This window comes from Streptomyces sp. NPDC093260, assembly GCF_040683715.1.
Lineage (GTDB): Bacteria > Actinomycetota > Actinomycetes > Streptomycetales > Streptomycetaceae > Streptomyces > Streptomyces sennicomposti.
The window spans coordinates 486110-503483 of sequence record NZ_JBFBEK010000001.1; the positions used below are offsets into that span (position 1 = coordinate 486110).

A 17374-nucleotide genomic window follows, 5' to 3' on the forward strand; every position below is an offset into this window, starting at 1 on the left:
TACCCGGTGCGGACGGCGGAAACCGGAGGCGGGGCGCGCGGCCCCCGTGCCCGCCGCGGCGGCCCCGCCGCCGGGCCGTGCACGTTTGGCCGCCCCGGCCAAGGGGACGCGGAAGGTTCCGCACCAGGCACGACTGCGCCGGAGGCCAACCGTGGGGCGACCCCGCATCCTGATCGTCGGTGCCGGCTTCGCCGGATACCGGGCGGCCCGGACCCTGTCCCGGATGTCCCGGGGCAAGGCCGAGATCACCCTGCTCAACCCGACCGACTACTTCCTGTACCTGCCGCTGCTGCCCCAGGTCGCCGCCGGCGTCCTGGAACCGCGCCGGGTCACCGTCTCCCTGTCCGGGACGCTGCCCCGGGTGCGGCTCGTCCTCGGCGAGGCCGACGGCATCGACATGGACGCGCGCACCGTGCACTACACCGGCCCCGAGGGACGCGCCGGCACGCTGGCGTACGACCGGCTGGTGCTGGCGGTCGGCAGCGTCAACAAGCTGCTGCCGATTCCCGGCGTAGCCGAGCACGCGCACGGCTTCCGCGGGCTGCCCGAGGCGCTGTACCTGCGCGACCACGTGACCCGGCAGGTGGAGCTCGCCGCGGCGGCCGGGGACCGGGAGGAATGTGCGGCGCGCTGCACGTTCGTCGTGGTGGGCGCCGGTTACACCGGCACCGAGGTCGCCGCGCAGGGCAAGACGTACACCGACGCGCAGGTGCGCCGGCATCCGCTGCGGCAGGGCCTGCGGCCGCGCTGGCTGCTCCTGGACACCGCGCCGCGCGTGCTGCCCGAGCTGGACGAACGGCTCTCGCGCACCGCCGGCCGGGTGCTGCGGGAGCGGGGCGTCGACGTGCGCACGGGCATCTCCGTGCGAGAGGCGACGCACGAGGGGGTGGTGCTCACGGACGGCGAGTTCGTGCCGACCCGCACGCTCGTGTGGTGCGTGGGCGTACGGCCCGATCCGCTGGTGGAGAGCGTGGGGGAACCGCTGGAGCGGGGGCGGCTGGTCGTGGACCCGTTCCTCCAGGTGCCAGGGCGGCCGGAGGTGTTCGCGTGCGGGGACGCGGCGGCGGTGCCGGACCTCGACCGTCCCGGCCGGTTCACGCCGATGACCGCGCAGCACGCCTGGCGGCAGGGCAGGACCGCCGCCGTCAACGTCGCCGCCTCGCTCGGTGCCGGGACGCCCCGGCCCTACCGCCATCGCGACCTCGGGTTCGTGGTGGACCTCGGCGGGGCGCGGGCCGCCGCGAATCCGCTGGGCGTCCCGCTGTCGGGCCTCGCGGCCGGTGCGGTCACCCGCGGCTACCATCTCGCGGCGATGCCGGGCAACCGGGTGCGGGTGGCCGCGGACTGGCTTCTGAACGCGGTACTGCCGCGCCAGGCCGTCCAGTTGGGCCTCGTACGGTCCTGGTCGGTGCCGCTGGAATCGGCGACCCCGGAACTGGCCCGCGTCCCGGGCGGGCCGCTCCGCGAGACGGAGTCGGAGTATTCGGGCGGGTCCGGTGAGAGGCGGGGCGGCCCGGGTGAGGGCGCGGACGCCTCCGCCCCTGGTGCTGACGAGTCCGGTGGCACCGGCGGTGTGCCGATCACCGAGATCATCGACAACACGGAGAAGGCCCAGCTGGCCGGCGCGGAACCACCCCCGCACCCCGCACGGAACGTGCCGCGCGAGCAGTCCACCCCGGGCCGCCCGGGTGCCGGGCCGCGGCGGAACCGGCGCGGTGGCGGGGCCGGCCGGAACCGGTCGGCCGCCCGGCAGGCGAAGGCGCAGCCGGGCCCCGGCGCCGCGCGCGGCGGTTCCCGCGGACAGCCGGCCCGGAGCGGTCCGGGCGACGAGCCGGCCGAGGGCCAGGCCCCCGGCGGCCCCGCCGGAGAACGGCGCGCGGGCCGCGGAAGCGCCACGCCGGACAGCGGACGCGGCCCCTCTCCCGGCCCCCCACCCGGTCACGGAGCCGCCCCCGGGCCCGTCAGGCGTACCGACATTCCCATGGAAGGAGACTCATGAACAGCGACGAACTCGTCGAGCTGGGACAGCAGTTGAGGGTGGACAGCGTGAGGGCGGCCGCCGAGGCGGGGTCCGGGCACCCGACGTCCTCGATGTCGGCCGCCGACCTGATGGCCGTCCTGCTGGCCAACCACCTCCGTTACGACTTCGACCGGCCCGACCATCCCGGCAACGACCGCTTCGTGCTGTCCAAGGGGCACGCCTCCCCGCTGCTGTACTCCGCCTACAAGGCGGCCGGCGCCATCGACGACGAGGAACTGCTCACCTTCCGCAAGCTCGGCAGCCGCCTGGAGGGGCACCCCACGCCGCAGCGGCTGCCGTGGGTGGAGACCGCCACCGGCTCCCTCGGTCAGGGGCTGCCCATCGGCGTCGGCATGGCGCTGGCCGGCAAGCGCCTGGACCACGCCGACTACCGGGTGTGGGTGCTGTGCGGCGACAGCGAGCTGGCCGAGGGTTCCATCTGGGAGGCCGCCGAGCACGCCGGGTACGAGCACCTGGACAACCTGACCGTGATCGTCGACGTCAACCGGCTCGGCCAGCGCGGCGCCACCCGGCACGGCCACGACCTGGACGCCTACGCCCGCCGCTTCCGCGCCTTCGACTGGCACACCATCGAGATCGAGGGCCATGACGTGGACGCGATCGACCGCGCCTACGGCGAGGCGGTCTCGACCACCGGCCAGCCCGTCGCGATCATCGCCCGCACCCTCAAGGGCAAGGGCGTCAGGGACACCGAGGACCGCGAGGGACTGCACGGCAAGCCCCTCAAGGACGCCGACGAGGCGATCGAGGAGCTCGGCGGCGTCCGCGACCTCCGGGTCCACGTCCACGAGCCGCCGGAGACCCGGGCGCCGCGCACCGCCGGGCGCGACGGCCTCGAACTGCCCCGCTGGGACAAGGGCGAACAGGTCGCCACCCGCGACGCCTACGGCAAGGCGCTCGCCGCGCTCGGCACCGCCCGCGGCGACGTGGTGGCCCTGGACGGCGAGGTCGGCGACTCCACCCGCTCGGAGTTCTTCGCCAAGGAGCATCCCGAGCGCTACTTCGAGTGCTACATCGCCGAACAGCAGATGGTCGCGACGGCGGTCGGCATGGCCCGGCGCGGTTGGGTGCCGTACGCCTCCACGTTCGCGGCGTTCCTCACCCGGGCGTACGACTTCGTGCGCATGGCGTCCGTCAGCGGCTCCGGCATCAACCTCAACGGCTCCCACGCGGGCGTCTCCATCGGCCAGGACGGACCCAGCCAGATGGGCCTGGAGGACCTGTCGATGATGCGGGCGATCCACGGCTCGACCGTGCTGTACCCGAGCGACGCCAACCAGGCCGCCAAGCTCGTCGCGGCCATGGCCGACCTCGACGGCATCCGCTATCTGCGCACCTCGCGCGGGGAGAGCCCGGTCATCTACGGGCCGGACGAGGAGTTCCCCGTCGGCGGCAGCAAGGTGCTGCGCGCCTCCGACGGCGACCGGCTGACGATCGTCGCCGCGGGCGTCACCCTGCACGAGGCGCTGAAGGCCGCCGACGCCCTGCACGACGAGGGCATCCCGGTCCGGGTGATCGACCTGTACTCCGTCAAGCCCGTCGACCGGACCACGCTGCGCCGCGCCGCCGAGGAGACCGGCTGCCTGCTCACCGTGGAGGACCACCGCGCGGAGGGCGGCCTCGGCGACGCCGTCTGCGAGGCCTTCCTGGACGGCCGCCCCACCCCGCGCCTGGTCCGCCTCGCCGTCCGCACGATGCCCGGCTCGGCCTCGCCCGAAGAGCAGTTGCACGCCGCCGGCATCGACGCCGAGTCCATCGCCGCCTCCGCCCGGCTGCTGGTGGAGGAGGCGGTGGTGCGGTGAGCGACACGCCGTACACACAGCGCGACCCCCGCCGCTGACCGGGGACATGTGAGCACCGGCGGACCGGAAACGGCCGCCGGTGCGCGGGGATGTGTGTGCCGGTGAAGGTTTGGCCCGGGGTTCAGCGGCCACCCGCAGGAGGAGAGGTGGCCATGTCGAACACGAACCACGCATCCGAGTCACAAGACTCACACAAGTCACAGAAATCGCAGGAGTCACACACCGAAAACGAAGACAGCGGGAACCGCGGGAGCGCGCCGGCCCATCGGATGAGCCCCGTCCAGTTGTTGCGCGAGGCCCGCGCCCAACTGGCGGAACTCGCCGGAGTGACCGCGGAGTCCGTCACCTCCTTCGAGCGGACGGACGACGGCTGGTCGCTGGAGGTCGAGGTCCTCGAACTCGAGCGGGTACCCGACACGATGAGCCTGATGGCGAGCTACCTGGTCGAACTCGACGCCGAGGGAATGCTCACCGGCTACCGCCGGCTGCGGCGCTACGAGCGCGGCCGCGCCGACGGTCGGCGCTCCGGAGGCCAGTAGGCCGTCCGCGGGCGCCGGCGCGGCCCCGCGTACGCGACGGCGTTCTCTCTCACCACACTTCCACTCACAGACAAGGAGGCACGGTCGGCATGACCGTAGTCCCGGCACAGACGTCCGGCGGCGGAGGCGGCAGCAGCGGCCTCTACGACGTACTGGAACTCGTCCTCGACAGGGGGCTGGTGATCGACGCGTTCGTGCGGGTGTCCCTGGTAGGCATCGAGATCCTGAAGATCGACGTGCGCGTCGTCGTCGCCAGCGTCGACACGTATCTGCGTTTCGCCGAGGCCTGCAACCGGCTCGACCTGGAGGCCGGCCCGCGCAAGAGCCCCGGTCTGCCGGAGATCGTCGGCGAGGTCACCGAGTCCGGCGCCCGCGGCAAGTCCAAGGGAGCGCTGTCCGGCGCCGCGCAGACCGTGTCCGACGCCTTCAAGCAGGCCCGCTCGGAGGGCTCGGGCGAGACCGAGTCCCGTCCGCGCACCCGTAAGGCGACCGCGTCCCGCAGGAAGGAGGAGCAGGAGTGAGCACCTACGTCTACGGGATCACGTCCGCCGCGCACCCGGCGCTGCCGGAGGGCACGACCGGGGTCGGCGAGCCGCCCCGGCCGGTGCGGGTGCTGACGGCCGGCGACCTCGCGGCCGTGGTCAGCGACGCGCCCGAAGGGCTGCGGCCCAAGCGCAAGGACCTGCTCGCCCACCAGAACGTGCTCAGCGAGGCCGGCGCGGCCGGGTGTGTGCTGCCCATGCGGTTCGGCAGCGTCGCCCCGGACGACGAGGCCGTCACCGGTGTGCTCACCGAGCGGGCCGAGCACTACGCCGAGCGGCTGCGGGCGCTGGACGGCAAGGTCGAGTACAACATCAAGGCCAGTCACGTCGAGGACGCCGTGCTGCACCGCGTGATGTCGGAGAACCCGGAGATCCGGGCGCAGGCCGAGGCCAACCGGCAAGCGGGCGGCGGAAGTTACGAAGACAAGATCAAGCTGGGCGAGATGGTCGCCGCCGCCGTCAAGGCGCGCGAGGCCGACGACGCGGCCCAGGTGATCCAGGCCGTGGAGGCGCAGGCCGCCGCGGTCAGCCAGGGCCCCGAGTCCACCGGCTGGCTGCTCAACGCCTCCTTCCTGGTCGACCGTGACACAGCGGCCCGCTTCCTGGAAGCCGCCGAGCGGGCCCGCCAGGACCTGCCGCATCTCGAACTGCGCGTCAACGGGCCGCTGCCGCCCTACAGCTTCGTCGAGCCCGGCCCGGCGGAACCGGCGGGCACCGCGGCGGGAGCCGACGCGGGATCGGAGTAAGGCCATGGGACTGATCTCGGAGGTGCTGCTGCTGCCGCTCGCTCCGGCGCGCGGTGGCGCCTGGGCGATCAGACAGGTGCTGCACGAGGCGGAGCGGATCTACTACGACCCCGCCACCGTGCGGGCCGAACTGGCGCAGCTGGAAGAGCGGTTGGAAGCGGGCGAGATCACCGAGGAGGAATTCGACCGCCAGGAGGACGAACTGCTGGACCGGCTGGAGATCGGCATGAACGGCGGTCCGGGGACGGGTGAGGGGACAGCACGATGAACCGAACGGCAATCGGCCTCGCGGTAGGGGCCGGCTATCTGCTGGGGCGTACGAAGAAACTGAAGATGGCCGTCGCCGTCGGCAGTCTGGTCGCGGGCAAGAAACTGAACCTCACCCCGCGCGGAGTGGCCGAGCTGGTGGGTAAACAGCTCAAGGACAACCCCCAGTTCAAGGAGATCGGGGACCAGCTGCGCCAGGACATGAGGGGCGTCGGCAAGGCCGCCTCCGGGGCGATGGTCGAGCGGCAGATGAGCGCCCTCGCCGACCGGCTCCAGGGCCGTACGGCGAAGGTCCGCGACGAACTGGCCGGCGTCGTGCCCGACGGCGGCGGGAAGAAGGGGCCCGCCGGCAAGAAGGACGGCGACGGCGCCGAGGACGGCTACGACGACGAGTACGACGACCGCGAGGGCCGCGAGGCCGAAGCGGACTCGGAGGACTCGGACGAGGAGGAGGAGTCCGCGGACGGCTCCGGACGGCGCGCGGGCGGTCAGGCCCGCAAGGCGGCCGCCAAGGCGCCCGCGAAGAAGGCGCCGCCCGCCAAGCGCGCGGCCCACCCGGACCGGGCCGCCGCGCCGGCCAAGACCGCGAAGAAGGCGGCGAAGAAGGCCCCCGCCAAGAAGGCGGCGGCGAAGAAGACGGCGGCCGGCCAGCCGGCCGCGAAGAAGACGGCCGCGTCCGGCGGCGCCCAGCGCGCCGCCCGGACCCGGTCGCCGAAGGGCGGTGGTGACCGATGACCGAGGCCCTCGGAACCGCGAAGTCGGCCGCGGACAAGGCGGCCAAGGACAGCCCGCTGTCCGCTCTGGCGCACAGCGAGGCCGCCGACCGGCTCAAGGCGGAGGCTCAGGAGTACCTGTCCGCGCAGGCCGAACGGCTGCTGGCCGGCTTCGGCCGCAAACTCGGCGAGACCACCGGCAAGCTCAACGACATCGCCGAGGGCAACAGCCCCGGCTTCGCCAAGATGGCCCTCGAAGGCGGACGCAAGCTCGCCGAGGGCAAGGGCCCGCTGCGCTCGGCCCTGGAGGTCGGCGTCTCCCACGCCAAGGACAGCGTCGTGGGCGCGTTCAAGAACCTCGGGGGCAAGGGCAAGGGCAAGAGCAGGCGCGGCGGGGGCAACAAGCCCACCGTCATCATCGAGTCCGTCGACGTGGGCGTGCCCCAGCGCACCGCCTACGACCAGTGGACCCAGTTCCAGGACTTCAGCACCTTCGCCAAGGGCGTCAAGAGCGCCAGCCGCGCCGACGACACCACCTCCGACTGGCAGGCGAAGATCTGGTGGTCCAGCCGCAGCTGGAAGGGGAAGACGACCGAGCAGATCCCCGACTACCGCATCCAGTGGACCTCGGAGGGCGCCAAGGGCACCACCAAGGGCGTGGTCTCCTTCCACGAGCTGGAGGAGAACCTCACCCGCGTCCTGCTGGTCATCGAGTACTACCCGAGCGGCCTCTTCGAGAAGACAGGCAACATCTGGCGTGCCCAGGGCCGCCGGGTCCGGCTCGATCTGAAGAACTTCGCCCGCTTCATCACCCTCAAGGGGGAGGCGGAGGACGGCTGGCGCGGCGAGATCCGCGACGGCGAGGTCGTCCGCAGCCACGAGGACGCGGTGGCGGAGGAAGAGGAGGAGGCCCAGCAGTCGGAGGAGGGCGAGGAGCCCGAGGAGCCCGAGGAGGACGAGGAGTCCGGCGAGGCCGCCGCCGAGGACGAACAGCCCGAGGCGGAGGACGAAGAGGGCTACGAGGACGAGGACGAGGAGCCGTACGCCGAGGACGAGGAGGAAGGCGCCTACGCCGAGGAGGAGGACGGCGACTACGAGGAGGAGCCCGGCGAGGAGACCGAGGACGAGCCCGAGGACGAAGCCGAGGACGAGACCGAGGGCGAACTCGAGGATGAGGAGCCCGAGGAGGAGCCCGAGGAGGAGCAGCAGGAGGAGCACGAGTACTCCGAGGGTGGGAGCCGTCGATGACGACGCCGAGCCGACTGCCCGACGCCTACGGCCCGAGCAGCGGCGCCAACCTCGCCGACATCCTTGAACGGGTGCTCGACAAGGGTGTCGTCATCGCCGGCGACATCCGCATCAACCTGCTCGACATCGAACTCCTCACGATCAAGCTCCGGCTCGTCGTCGCCTCGGTCGACAAGGCCAAGGAGATGGGCATCGACTGGTGGGAGAGCGACCCGGCGCTCTCCTCCCGGGCCCGGCGCGACGAACTCGCCCGGGAGAACGCCGAGTTGCGCGAACGCCTGGCTCGGCTGGAGGAACTCGGCCTGGAGAAGGGCGCCGAGCGCACCGGACGTACGCTCCCGAAGGAGGCACCATGAGCGGACTGCGGTACGTCTACGCCATCTGCCGCCCCCTGGAGGCGCCTCTGCAGGCGCAGTTGACCGGAGTGGCCGGCGCCCCGGCCAAGCCGCTGCACCACCACGGCCTGGTCGCCGTCGTCAGCGAGGTCCCCGAACAGGACTTCACCGAGGACGCGCTGCGGGCCCATCTGGAGGACCTGGACTGGCTCGCCGCGACCGCCCGCGCCCACCAGGGCGTGATCGACGCGCTCACCGTCGTCACCACCCCGCTGCCGCTGCGGCTGGCGACCGTCTTCCGGGACGACAGCGGGGTGCGCTCCATGATCGAGTCCCGCGAGGAGCACTTCCTGCGGACCCTGGACCGGCTGTCGGGGCGGGTGGAATGGGGGGTCAAGGTCTACCTCGAGTCCGAGGAGCAGGAGAGCGGGGCCGCCGGGCGGCCCGCGCCGAAGGCCGCCTCCGGCCGCGACTACCTGCGGCAGCGCAGGCAGCAGACCCGGGCGAGCGAGGACCTGTGGCAGCGGGCCGAGACCTTCGCGACCGTCCTGCACGAGAAGCTCGCCGCGTTCGCCGAGGACTCCCGGCTGCACGCGCCCCAGAACGCCACGCTCTCCGGCGCCGCCGGCCGCAACGTCCTCAACGCCGCCTACCTGGTGCCGCGCGACCGGTCCGAGGAGTTCGTGGAACTCGTGGACCGCACCAAGGACGACGCGCCCGGGCTGCGCGTCGAACTCACCGGGCCCTGGGCGGCGTACTCCTTCGCGGGCGAACTGCCGGGGGAGGAGCGGGCATGACGGTCGTGGAGCGCCGTGAGATCGCCCTGGTCGACCTGCTGGACCGGCTGCTGGCCGGCGGGGTCGTCATCACCGGGGACGTCACCCTGCGCATCGCGGACGTGGACCTGGTCCGCATCGACCTCAACGCGCTGATCAGCTCCGTGAACGCCAAGGTGCCGTCCCCCTTCGAAGCCGGAGCCGCCGAGGAGGCGCCGTGACCCCGCGCAGGCGAGTGGAACTGGAACCGGACACGGTCGAGCGCGATCTGGTCAAACTCGTCCTGACCGTCGTGGAGTTGCTGCGCCAGCTCATGGAGCGGCAGGCGCTGCGCCGGTTCGACGAGGGGGACCTGACCGAGGAGCAGGAGGAGCGCATCGGCCTGACGCTGATGCTGCTGGAGGACCGCATGGCCGAACTGCGGGACCGCTACGGGCTGCGGCCCGAGGACCTCAACCTGGACCTCGGCCCGCTGGGCCCCCTGCTGCCCCGGAACTGAACCGGCCCCCGCCCCTCGGGACCCGTGGGGCGGGGGCCGGCCGGGTCCGCGGCCGGGCTCAGGCTCCCCTCCGGGTTCAGGCTTCCTTGCGGCAGAGGATCTCGCCGTGCAGGACGGCGAACCAGCCGTCCTCCCGCCGCCCCCACTCGCGCCACGCCCCGGACACCGCCCGCAACTGGTCCTCGGTGGCATGTCCGCCGCCCGTGGCGCGCTCGGCGTAGGCGGAGGCCAGCGTGCGGTCGGCCCACAGCCCGCTCCACCACTGACGTTCCTCGGGCGTCGCGTACGTCCAGGTGCTGGAGGAGGCGGTGACGTCCGTGAACCCGGCCGCCAGCGCCCAGGAACGCAGCCGGCGCCCGGCGTCGGGCTCACCGCCGTTGGCGCGCGCCACCCGCTCGTACAGGTCCAGCCAGTCGTCCAGCCCCGCTACCTCCGGGTACCAGGTCATCGCCGCGTAGTCGGCGTCCCGGACGGCGACGTATCCGCCGGGCTTCGTCACCCGCCGCATCTCGCGCAGCGCCTGCACCGGGTCGCCCACGTGCTGGAGCACCTGGTGGGCGTGGACGACGCAGAACGTGTCGTCCGGCCAGTCCAGGGCGTGCACGTCGGCCACCGCGAAGTCCACGTTCTCCAGGCCCCGTTCGGAGGCGGTGGCCCGTGCCTGCGCCAGCACGCCCGGCGCCCGGTCCACGCCGGTGACGTGTCCGTCCGGCACCAGCTCCGCCAGGTCGGCGGTGATGGTGCCGGGCCCGCAGCCGATGTCCAGGACCTTCATATGGGGCTTGAGCGAACCGAGCAGGTAGGCCGCCGAGTTGGCGGCGGTGCGCCAGGTGTGCGAACGCAGCACGGACTCGTGGTGCCCGTGCGTGTAGACGGCCGTCTCGTGCTGCTTCGGCATGGCGGTACCCCTTCTCGTCACCTGGCCCCGCGGGCGTCGGTGGCCCGGGGGCGGTGAGATCCACGGTACGCCCGAATGCCGAATAATGAGACAGGCGTATCGTCATATGGACTGACGCTGGGTCAGGTCCCGATCGGCGGGGGTGGGGGAGAGACCGCTCAGTGGCGGGGCAGCGGCCGGTACACCGTCAGCGCCTCGGGCAGCTTCTCCAGCCACACCTCGTCGTCCACCTCCGTGACCTCGCCGTCGTAGGCGAGGAGCGTGCCGGGGGCGACGCCGGTCAGGTGCAGCCGGCGCACCTGGACCGCCGCGTGGGCGGGGGAGCGGGTCAGCGGGCCCGCGATCGCCGCGGACAGCAGCCGCAGCGCCGGTCTGCGGCCGCCGTGCACCACCCGCACGTCGAGCACCCCGTCCGCGAGGTCCAGCCGCCGCCCCGGGGCCAGACCCATGCGGTGGTACGTGCCGTTGCCCGCGAACAGCAGCCACAGCGGGCGGCACTCCCCCTGGAACTCCGCCTGCAGCGGATGACGGTCGGCGCGCAGCACCCGCAGCGCCGCCAGCACCCCGGCCGGCCAGCCGCCGATCCGCTCCGACCAGCGCTCCCGCTCCCGCACCAGCTCCGGATACACCCCCAGGCTGAAGGTGTTGAGGAAGACGCCCCGCTTGCGGCCCGAGCCGAAGCGGCCCACATCCACCCGTACGCCGTCGCCCTGCTCGACGGCCCGGGCCAGGTCCCGCGCGTCCTCCACACCGAGGTCGTAGGCGAAGTGGTTGAGCGTGCCGCCGGGCAGCACCGCGAGCGGCAGGCCGTGCCGCATGGCCGCCTCGGCGGCGGTGTTCACGGTGCCGTCGCCGCCGCACACCCCGAGCACCCGGGCCCGGGCCGCAGCCTTCTCCAGCTCGGCGGCCACGTCGTCCGGCGCGCTCTCGACGATCTCCGCCTTCGGCAGCGCGTCACGCAGCGCCCGGGCGCGGTCCGCGGTGCCGGAGGCGGTGTTGGCCACCAGCACCAGGCCCTCGCCCTCGGGCAGCGCCGGAACGTCGGCCCGCGGCCGGGCCGGCGGGGCGCTGCCGGCCCGCGTGGGCACCAGCGCCCGCACGGCGAACGCGGCGCCCACCCCGAGCGCCGCACCCGCCAGGACGTCGCTCGGGAAGTGGACGCCGGTGTACACGCGGGACAGCGCCACCGAGGCGGCCACCGGGGCCACCGCCGCGCCCCACGCCGGGGACTCCAGGGCGACGCCGGCCGCGAAGGCGGCGGCGGAGGCCGCGTGCCCGGACGGGAAGGAGGTGGTGATGGGCTGCCGCCCGAGCCGGCGCACTACCGGCACCTGGTCGAGCGCGGGGCGCGCGCGGCGCACCGAGCGCTTGCCGAGGGTGTTGATGGTGAGGGAGGCCAGGGTGAGCGAGGCCAGGCCCCGGGTCGCGGCGCGGCGGGCGCGCGGGGTGCGGCTCGCCGCGATCCCGGCGGCCGCGGCGAACCACAGCACACCGTGGTTGGCGCTGCGGCTCAGGCGCGGCAGCACGGGCTCGGCGCCGGGCCAGTGACGCTCGGCCGCCACCTGGAACAGCCGGCAGTCCAGGGCGAGCAGCCGCTTCAGGGCGCTGTGGGCGCCGGTCTTCGGGACGGTGAGGTCGACGTCAGGGCTCATACAGCCACCGCTACCCGCAACCGGCCGTTTCTTGTCCACCACCGGGTCGACCAGGCGCCGTCCGGGCGCCGCGGGGTGGAGGGCCCGGTCCTGGATATGCGTTTGCCCGGAGTGCGCCGTGGCCACCAGAATGCCTGGCCATGGGACATCTGGAAGCCGCGCACCTCGAATACTGCCTGCCCGACGGAAGGGTGCTCCTCGGCGATGTGTCCTTCCGGGTGGGGGAGGGCGCAGCGGTCGCCCTCGTCGGCCCCAACGGCGCCGGCAAGACGACCTTGCTCCGCATCATCTCCGGCGAACTCAAACCGCACGGCGGCACCGTGACCGTCAGCGGCGGCCTCGGCGTGATGCGGCAGTTCGTGGGCTCCGTCCGCGACGAGACGACCGTGCGCGACCTGCTCGTGTCGGTCTCCCCGCCGCGCGTCCGGGAGGCCGCGCGGGCCGTGGACGCGGCCGAGCACGCCCTCGTGACCACCGACGACGAGGCCGCGCAGCTCCAGTACGCGCAGGCCCTCGCCGACTGGGCCGAGGCGCGCGGCTACGAGGCCGAGACGCTGTGGGACATGTGCACCACGGCCGCGCTCGGCGTCCCGTACGACAAGGCGCAGTGGCGGCAGGTGCGCACCCTGTCCGGCGGCGAGCAGAAGCGGCTCGTGCTGGAGGCGCTGCTGCGCGGCACCGACGAGGTGCTGCTGCTCGACGAGCCCGACAACTACCTCGACGTGCCCGGCAAGCGCTGGCTGGAGGAGCGCCTGAAGGAGACCCGCAAGACGGTCCTCTTCGTCTCCCACGACCGCGAACTCCTCGCCCGCGCCGCCGAGAAGATCGTCTCCGTCGAACCCGGCCCGGCCGGCGCCGACGCATGGGTGCACGGCGGCGGCTTCGACACCTACCACGAGGCCCGGCGCGAGCGCTTCGCCCGCTTCGAGGAACTGCGCCGCCGCTGGGACGAGAAGCACGCGCAGCTGAAGAAACTCGTGCTGAACCTCCGCCAGGCCGCCACCGTCAGCCACGAGCTGGCCTCCCGCTACCAGGCCGCCCAGACCCGGCTGCGCAAGTTCGAGGAGGCCGGCCCGCCGCCCGAGCCGCCCCGCGAGCAGGACATCCGGATGCGCCTGAAGGGCGGCCGCACCGGCGTCCGCGCCGTCACCTGCGCCGGGCTGGAACTGACCGGCCTGATGAAGCCGTTCGACCTGGAGGTCTTCTACGGCGAACGCGTCGCCGTCCTCGGCTCCAACGGCTCCGGGAAGTCCCACTTCCTGCGGCTGCTGGCCGGCGAGGACGTGGCGCACACCGGCACGTGGAAACTCGGGGCGCGGGTGGTGCCCGGGCACTTCGCCCAGACCCACGCGCACCCCGAACTCCGGGGCCGCACCCTGCTGGACATCCTGTGGCAGGAGCACTCCCAGGACCGCGGAGCCGCGATGTCCCGGCTGCGCCGCTACGAGCTGACCGGCCAGGCCGAGCAGACCTTCGACCGGCTCTCCGGCGGCCAGCAGGCCCGCTTCCAGATCCTGCTGCTGGAACTGGCGGGCGCGACGGCCCTGCTGCTGGACGAGCCCACCGACAACCTCGACCTGGAGTCCGCCGAGGCCCTCCAGGAAGGCCTGGAGGCGTTCGAGGGAACCGTCCTCGCGGTCACCCACGACCGCTGGTTCGCCCGCTCCTTCGACCGCTTCCTGGTCTTCGGCACGGACGGCCGCCTCCGGGAGACCCCGGAACCGGTCTGGGACGAACGCCGGGTGGAACGGGCACGCTAGTGCTGTGACCGGGAAGCCGTCCAGGTCGCAGTACGGGTCGAGCCCCGGCGCGCCCCTTCGCGACCGCACGGAGGCGCGCCCGGGGTGCGGGGCGCGCTCGGTGGCGTGGCGGGCGGTCGTCTCCGACCGCGCGCCGTGCCTGCTGTTCGACCGGGTCGTCGACAGGCGGCCGCCCGCCGCTCGGCCCCGTCACGTGTCCGCGGCGGCGCGCCCCGGCGGTGTCTCACTTCCAGCGCTGTCTCACTTCCAGCGCAGGATCGCGCCCAGGCCGCCGACCGGGGCGTCCTCGCCCGCCGACCCGCCGGCCGGGGCCAGCGACAGCGCCGCCGCGTCCGTGGTGACCGCGGAACGGATCAGGGCGTCGTCGGCGCGCGCCGGCCAGGAGTGCTGCTCACCGAGGATCTCCAGATCCGTCCGCCGCACCGCCACCTGGTCCGGGTCCTCGCCGATCCACACCTCGCGGCGGGCGTCGGCCCCGTCCGGGCTGATCAGCAGCTCCTCCAGCCGGTGCTCGCGGGCCGCCTCGACCAGCGCGGGCACCCCCTCCACGGCCCTGGAGCGCCCCTCGTCGTCGGGGTTGCGGGCCGCCCGGAAGCGGTCCAGCTCCTCGTCGATCCGCTGCCGTACGTGTTCGGACCGCAGCCGTTCCACGTCCTCGTCCAGCAGTCGGCTACCGGTGCCGTGCACGGCCTCGACCACCTGGCCGCGCAGCCGCTTGGGAAGGCGTCCGCGCACCTCGTTGCGCTCCCGGTCGTCACCGACCATGATCAGCAGGTCCGCGCCGGTCTCCTCCTGGCAGACGCTGAGCGCGTCGGCGATCTCCGCGGCGTTGTGCTCCCAGGTGTTCTCGACCTTCAGCTGGAAGTGCCGCTCCGACCAGTCGACGCTGCTGGTGCGGTGGATGGGCCACTGCCGGCCGACCACCTTGCCCGCCTGCTCCCGGCCCAGCGCGCTGCGCAGCTCGAAGTCCGCGCCCTTGCGGTCGACGTACGCCACGATCGCGACCGGATCCTCGCCCGCCAGCTCCAGCAGCGGTCCCACCCGGGGCAGCGGCGCCCACTCCGCCCAGCTGTCGCCCAGCGGGGGGCGGGCCAGCCGCGGGTCGAGGACCACCCGGCCGCCCTGCGCGAACAGGGCCCGCCCGTGCGGGTCGGGCGAATGGCGCATGTCCTCGATCGCGCTCGCCACGGCCCGGCAGGTGTCCTCGTCCGCGCCCTGCCGCGCCAGCTCGCGGGCCATCGCCTCGGCGGTCAGGTGCAGTTCGTGGGCGGTGTCCTCCGTGTGCCGGGAGGTGTCGACGTACACGGAGGCCCAGGGGCCCGGGTGTTCGTACAGTGGATTCAGAAAGGCGAGATCCATGGCTCCCTCCCGGATGCCGTTCGGTGGTAGTGCACGCCGGGCGGGTACCCGGACCGCATGAACGAACACGACGAGCGGGGCAACACCATGACCGGAGTCGACCCGGGCCGGCTGGACGACCAGCAGCTGATGAAGGAGCTGGAGACGATCCACCGCACGCGTCACGACACCCTGCTGTACGCCTCGAACGACGCCCTGCGGGCCCACAACGAGCGGATGGCGCAGCTGGAGGGCGAGTACCTGCGCCGCAATCCGCGGCGGCCGGTCGCCGCCGGCCGCACCCGCGAGGGCGCCCGGGAGCGCGGGGGCTGCGGGGAGACCGCGGCGCCCCAGGGCTGACGGGGCCCGCGCTGACGGGGCCGCTCGGAGCGGGGGCGGTGGGCGCACGGCTGTGCCCGCCGGCGCGCTTGGTGCGGCGCGCCGGCGGGCACTCTCGCGTAGGACCGCTGTGCGGACGACCGTTGGCCGGTCAGCCCTTGCCGCTCTGGGCGAAGACCTCGAGGAACGTCTCGCAGAACGCCTTCAGGTCGTCCGGCTTGCGGCTGGTGACCAGCTTGTTCGGCCCGTTGTCGCAGACCTTCACCTGCTCGTCCACCCAGGTGCCGCCCGCGTTGCGGATGTCGGTGCGCAGGCTCGGCCACGAGGTGAGGGTGCGGCCGCGTACGACGTCGGCCTCGACCAGCGTCCACGGCGCGTGGCAGATCGCGGCCACCGGACGCCCCTGGTCGAAGAAGTCCTTCACGAACGCGACGGCCTTCTCGTCGGTGCGCAGGAAGTCGGGGTTGGCCACCCCGCCCGGCAGGACGAGTCCGTCGAAGGAGTCGGCCGAGACGTCCCCGACGACCGCGTCGACGGGGAACGTGTCCGCCTTGTCCAGGTGGTCGAACCCCTGGATCTCCCCGGACTGCGTGGACACCAGCACGGTCTCGTGCCCGGCGTCCTCGGCCGCCTTCCGGGGCTCGGTCAGCTCCACCTGCTCGACGCCCTCGGGTGCGGTCAGAAATGCGATGCGCATGATCGTTCAGAATCCTTTCGTCATCCGCCGGGGGACGCCTCGCCCCTCCGGCGGCTCGTACGGTGCTGTCGGCGCCGTCTCGGGGCGCGGCCTTCTCAGGGCGTGGGCGCCGCCTTCGCGTCCCAGGCGTCGGCGAGGTCGCTCAGGCTCACCATGCCGACCGGCATGCCGTCCTCCACGACCGGCAGCCGGCGCACGGAGTGCTCGCGCATCAGCGTGACGGCCGCCCGCAGCGGGTCCTGGGGGCCGACGACCAGCGGGTCGGGTGTGCACACGGCCCGCGCGCTCACCGTCTGCGGGTCCAGGCCCTCGGCCACCGCCCGCACCGCGATGTCCCGGTCGGTGAGCACGCCGACGACCTCCTGCCCGTCGGCGACGACGACACCGCCGATGTCCTGGGCGCGCATCAGCCGTGCCGCCTCGACCAGCGAGGCGTCCGGCCGTACCGCGACCACGCCCGGCGTCATGACGTCCCTGACGAGTTCAGCCCTCACTCGGGCGCCACCTGCCTCTCGCCCCGCACGGGGATTACGCGCGGTCCTCCCGGGGGGGCCGCTCGGTATGGGTCAGTTCCTTCGCCAGTTCCTGGACGTTGGCGTACTGCGCCTTGCGCGGCAGCCGTTCCAGTGCCTCGATGAGCGCGTCGGGCGCGTTCTTCCGCCGCAGGGCGCGGGCCAGCTCGGCCGGGCCCGCGGGGAACGCGGTACGGCCCAGGTTCCGGGCCAGTTCCAGGCGCACGGTCTCCAGGGACGCCCGCGAGTCGCCCGGCGCCACCGGGCCGCCCCACACCTGCGGGTCGTCCTCGGCGGTCGGCTCCGGGTCGTGCCACTCCTCGGTGCGCGTGGGGTGGCCTGACCTGAGCAGGCCCTGCAGTTCGTGCTTCATCTCGTCGTCACGGTGGACACTCAGCCGGTCGCTGCCTCGCTGCATGTCTCCCTCCACATCGGTCGGGGGTGGCCACCGCGTACCCGTGCAGACGGAGCCGACACCGCCGTAAAGAAGCCGGAAGAACTGTGTTTGCCCCCGGCGCGGACGGGCAGGCGCACACGCAGTGCTTCGGACCGGAGGCACGTCCGCGGGAGCGGCGCGCCCCAGGCCGCCACACGCGACGCGGCCCTCCGGAACCGCGTTCGCGCTCCCTCGGTGACCGTCGTCCATCCAGAGCACTCCGAGGGAGTTGCG

At 73.5% G+C, this 17374-nt stretch carries 20 protein-coding genes; 14 read left to right on the forward strand and 6 right to left on the reverse strand.

Annotated features, from left to right (window positions below; translation table 11 throughout):
- Positions 1–151: 151 nt before the first annotated feature.
- From AB0N63_RS01935 to AB0N63_RS01990, 12 genes are all read left to right on the forward strand, one after another.
- Entirely contained in the window at positions 152–1999 is a 1848-nt protein-coding gene (locus tag AB0N63_RS01935; RefSeq protein ID WP_365522729.1) for an NAD(P)/FAD-dependent oxidoreductase, read from the forward strand.
- A complete protein-coding gene (locus AB0N63_RS01940; protein WP_365522731.1) occupies positions 1996–3843 on the forward strand; it encodes a transketolase in 1848 nt (615 codons plus the stop codon). Before AB0N63_RS01935 ends, AB0N63_RS01940 begins: the two co-directional genes overlap by 4 nt.
- A 152-nt stretch (positions 3844–3995) precedes the next feature.
- Entirely contained in the window at positions 3996–4382 is a 387-nt protein-coding gene (locus tag AB0N63_RS01945; protein WP_365522734.1) for a gas vesicle protein, read from the forward strand.
- An 89-nt stretch (positions 4383–4471) separates the two neighbouring features.
- Positions 4472–4903, forward strand: a complete 432-nt coding sequence (locus tag AB0N63_RS01950; protein ID WP_365522736.1) for a gas vesicle structural protein GvpA — start codon at positions 4472–4474, stop codon at positions 4901–4903.
- Entirely contained in the window at positions 4900–5670 is a 771-nt protein-coding gene (locus AB0N63_RS01955; protein WP_365522738.1) for a GvpL/GvpF family gas vesicle protein, read from the forward strand. Before AB0N63_RS01950 ends, AB0N63_RS01955 begins: the two co-directional genes overlap by 4 nt.
- Before the next feature lie 4 nt (positions 5671–5674).
- Positions 5675–5938: a gas vesicle protein GvpG gene (locus AB0N63_RS01960; RefSeq protein ID WP_009191485.1), complete on the forward strand. Its 264-nt coding sequence runs from the start codon at positions 5675–5677 to the stop codon at positions 5936–5938.
- Entirely contained in the window at positions 5935–6672 is a 738-nt protein-coding gene (locus tag AB0N63_RS01965) for a PE-PGRS family protein (RefSeq protein ID WP_365522742.1), read from the forward strand. Before AB0N63_RS01960 ends, AB0N63_RS01965 begins: the two co-directional genes overlap by 4 nt.
- A complete protein-coding gene (locus AB0N63_RS01970; protein ID WP_365522745.1) occupies positions 6669–7898 on the forward strand; it encodes an SRPBCC family protein in 1230 nt (409 codons plus the stop codon). Before AB0N63_RS01965 ends, AB0N63_RS01970 begins: the two co-directional genes overlap by 4 nt.
- The gene (locus tag AB0N63_RS01975; protein WP_365522748.1) at positions 7895–8254 is read left to right on the forward strand and encodes a gas vesicle protein; all 360 of its coding nucleotides are present in this window, start codon (positions 7895–7897) and stop codon (positions 8252–8254) included. The genes AB0N63_RS01970 and AB0N63_RS01975 overlap by 4 nt, the downstream gene beginning before the upstream one ends.
- Entirely contained in the window at positions 8251–9030 is a 780-nt protein-coding gene (locus AB0N63_RS01980; RefSeq protein WP_365522750.1) for a GvpL/GvpF family gas vesicle protein, read from the forward strand. The genes AB0N63_RS01975 and AB0N63_RS01980 overlap by 4 nt, the downstream gene beginning before the upstream one ends.
- On the forward strand, positions 9027–9230 hold the full coding sequence (locus AB0N63_RS01985; RefSeq protein WP_365522753.1) for a gas vesicle protein: 204 nt from the start codon (positions 9027–9029) through the stop codon (positions 9228–9230). Before AB0N63_RS01980 ends, AB0N63_RS01985 begins: the two co-directional genes overlap by 4 nt.
- Positions 9227–9508, forward strand: coding sequence for a gas vesicle protein K (locus AB0N63_RS01990; RefSeq protein WP_365522756.1), 282 nt, complete (start codon positions 9227–9229; stop codon positions 9506–9508). Before AB0N63_RS01985 ends, AB0N63_RS01990 begins: the two co-directional genes overlap by 4 nt.
- Positions 9509–9584: 76 nt before the next feature.
- Here AB0N63_RS01990 and AB0N63_RS01995 read toward each other — a convergent pair whose 3' ends face one another.
- The gene (locus tag AB0N63_RS01995) at positions 9585–10406 is read right to left on the reverse strand and encodes a class I SAM-dependent methyltransferase (RefSeq protein WP_365522759.1); all 822 of its coding nucleotides are present in this window, start codon (positions 10404–10406) and stop codon (positions 9585–9587) included.
- 158 nt (positions 10407–10564) lie between these two features.
- A complete protein-coding gene (locus AB0N63_RS02000) occupies positions 10565–12058 on the reverse strand; it encodes a phosphatase PAP2 family protein (protein WP_365522762.1) in 1494 nt (497 codons plus the stop codon).
- A 140-nt stretch (positions 12059–12198) separates the two neighbouring features.
- Here AB0N63_RS02000 and AB0N63_RS02005 point away from each other — a divergent pair, with 140 nt between their 5' ends.
- Positions 12199–13818, forward strand: a complete 1620-nt coding sequence (locus AB0N63_RS02005) for an ATP-binding cassette domain-containing protein (protein WP_365522764.1) — start codon at positions 12199–12201, stop codon at positions 13816–13818.
- Positions 13819–14058: 240 nt separating this feature from the next.
- Here AB0N63_RS02005 and AB0N63_RS02010 read toward each other — a convergent pair whose 3' ends face one another.
- Positions 14059–15177, reverse strand: coding sequence for a Vms1/Ankzf1 family peptidyl-tRNA hydrolase (locus tag AB0N63_RS02010; protein WP_365522767.1), 1119 nt, complete (start codon positions 15175–15177; stop codon positions 14059–14061).
- 57 nt (positions 15178–15234) lie between these two features.
- Here AB0N63_RS02010 and AB0N63_RS02015 point away from each other — a divergent pair, with 57 nt between their 5' ends.
- On the forward strand, positions 15235–15516 hold the full coding sequence (locus AB0N63_RS02015) for a DUF6158 family protein (RefSeq protein WP_365522769.1): 282 nt from the start codon (positions 15235–15237) through the stop codon (positions 15514–15516).
- Between the two features lie 130 nt (positions 15517–15646).
- Here AB0N63_RS02015 and AB0N63_RS02020 read toward each other — a convergent pair whose 3' ends face one another.
- The 3 genes from AB0N63_RS02020 to AB0N63_RS02030 form a co-directional block, all read right to left on the reverse strand.
- Positions 15647–16192, reverse strand: coding sequence for a type 1 glutamine amidotransferase domain-containing protein (locus AB0N63_RS02020; RefSeq protein WP_365522772.1), 546 nt, complete (start codon positions 16190–16192; stop codon positions 15647–15649).
- A gap of 95 nt (positions 16193–16287) precedes the next feature.
- A complete protein-coding gene (locus AB0N63_RS02025) occupies positions 16288–16686 on the reverse strand; it encodes a CBS domain-containing protein (RefSeq protein WP_365522775.1) in 399 nt (132 codons plus the stop codon).
- A 34-nt stretch (positions 16687–16720) separates the two neighbouring features.
- Entirely contained in the window at positions 16721–17122 is a 402-nt protein-coding gene (locus AB0N63_RS02030) for a DUF2795 domain-containing protein (protein WP_365522778.1), read from the reverse strand.
- Positions 17123–17374: the final 252 nt, after the last annotated feature.

Coding starts and splice junctions, on each gene's coding strand:
- AB0N63_RS01940 (WP_365522731.1), top strand. CDS start 1,996: ATGAACAGCGACGAACTCGTCGAGCTGGGACAGCAGTTGAGGGTGGAC.
- AB0N63_RS01945 (WP_365522734.1), top strand. CDS start 3,996: ATGTCGAACACGAACCACGCATCCGAGTCACAAGACTCACACAAGTCA.
- AB0N63_RS01950 (WP_365522736.1), top strand. CDS start 4,472: ATGACCGTAGTCCCGGCACAGACGTCCGGCGGCGGAGGCGGCAGCAGC.
- AB0N63_RS01960 (WP_009191485.1), top strand. CDS start 5,675: ATGGGACTGATCTCGGAGGTGCTGCTGCTGCCGCTCGCTCCGGCGCGC.
- AB0N63_RS01965 (WP_365522742.1), top strand. CDS start 5,935: ATGAACCGAACGGCAATCGGCCTCGCGGTAGGGGCCGGCTATCTGCTG.
- AB0N63_RS01970 (WP_365522745.1), top strand. CDS start 6,669: ATGACCGAGGCCCTCGGAACCGCGAAGTCGGCCGCGGACAAGGCGGCC.
- AB0N63_RS01975 (WP_365522748.1), top strand. CDS start 7,895: ATGACGACGCCGAGCCGACTGCCCGACGCCTACGGCCCGAGCAGCGGC.
- AB0N63_RS01980 (WP_365522750.1), top strand. CDS start 8,251: ATGAGCGGACTGCGGTACGTCTACGCCATCTGCCGCCCCCTGGAGGCG.
- AB0N63_RS01985 (WP_365522753.1), top strand. CDS start 9,027: ATGACGGTCGTGGAGCGCCGTGAGATCGCCCTGGTCGACCTGCTGGAC.
- AB0N63_RS01995 (WP_365522759.1), bottom strand. CDS start 10,406: ATGCCGAAGCAGCACGAGACGGCCGTCTACACGCACGGGCACCACGAG.
- AB0N63_RS02000 (WP_365522762.1), bottom strand. CDS start 12,058: ATGAGCCCTGACGTCGACCTCACCGTCCCGAAGACCGGCGCCCACAGC.
- AB0N63_RS02005 (WP_365522764.1), top strand. CDS start 12,199: ATGGGACATCTGGAAGCCGCGCACCTCGAATACTGCCTGCCCGACGGA.
- AB0N63_RS02010 (WP_365522767.1), bottom strand. CDS start 15,177: ATGGATCTCGCCTTTCTGAATCCACTGTACGAACACCCGGGCCCCTGG.
- AB0N63_RS02015 (WP_365522769.1), top strand. CDS start 15,235: ATGAACGAACACGACGAGCGGGGCAACACCATGACCGGAGTCGACCCG.
- AB0N63_RS02020 (WP_365522772.1), bottom strand. CDS start 16,192: ATGCGCATCGCATTTCTGACCGCACCCGAGGGCGTCGAGCAGGTGGAG.
- AB0N63_RS02030 (WP_365522778.1), bottom strand. CDS start 17,122: ATGCAGCGAGGCAGCGACCGGCTGAGTGTCCACCGTGACGACGAGATG.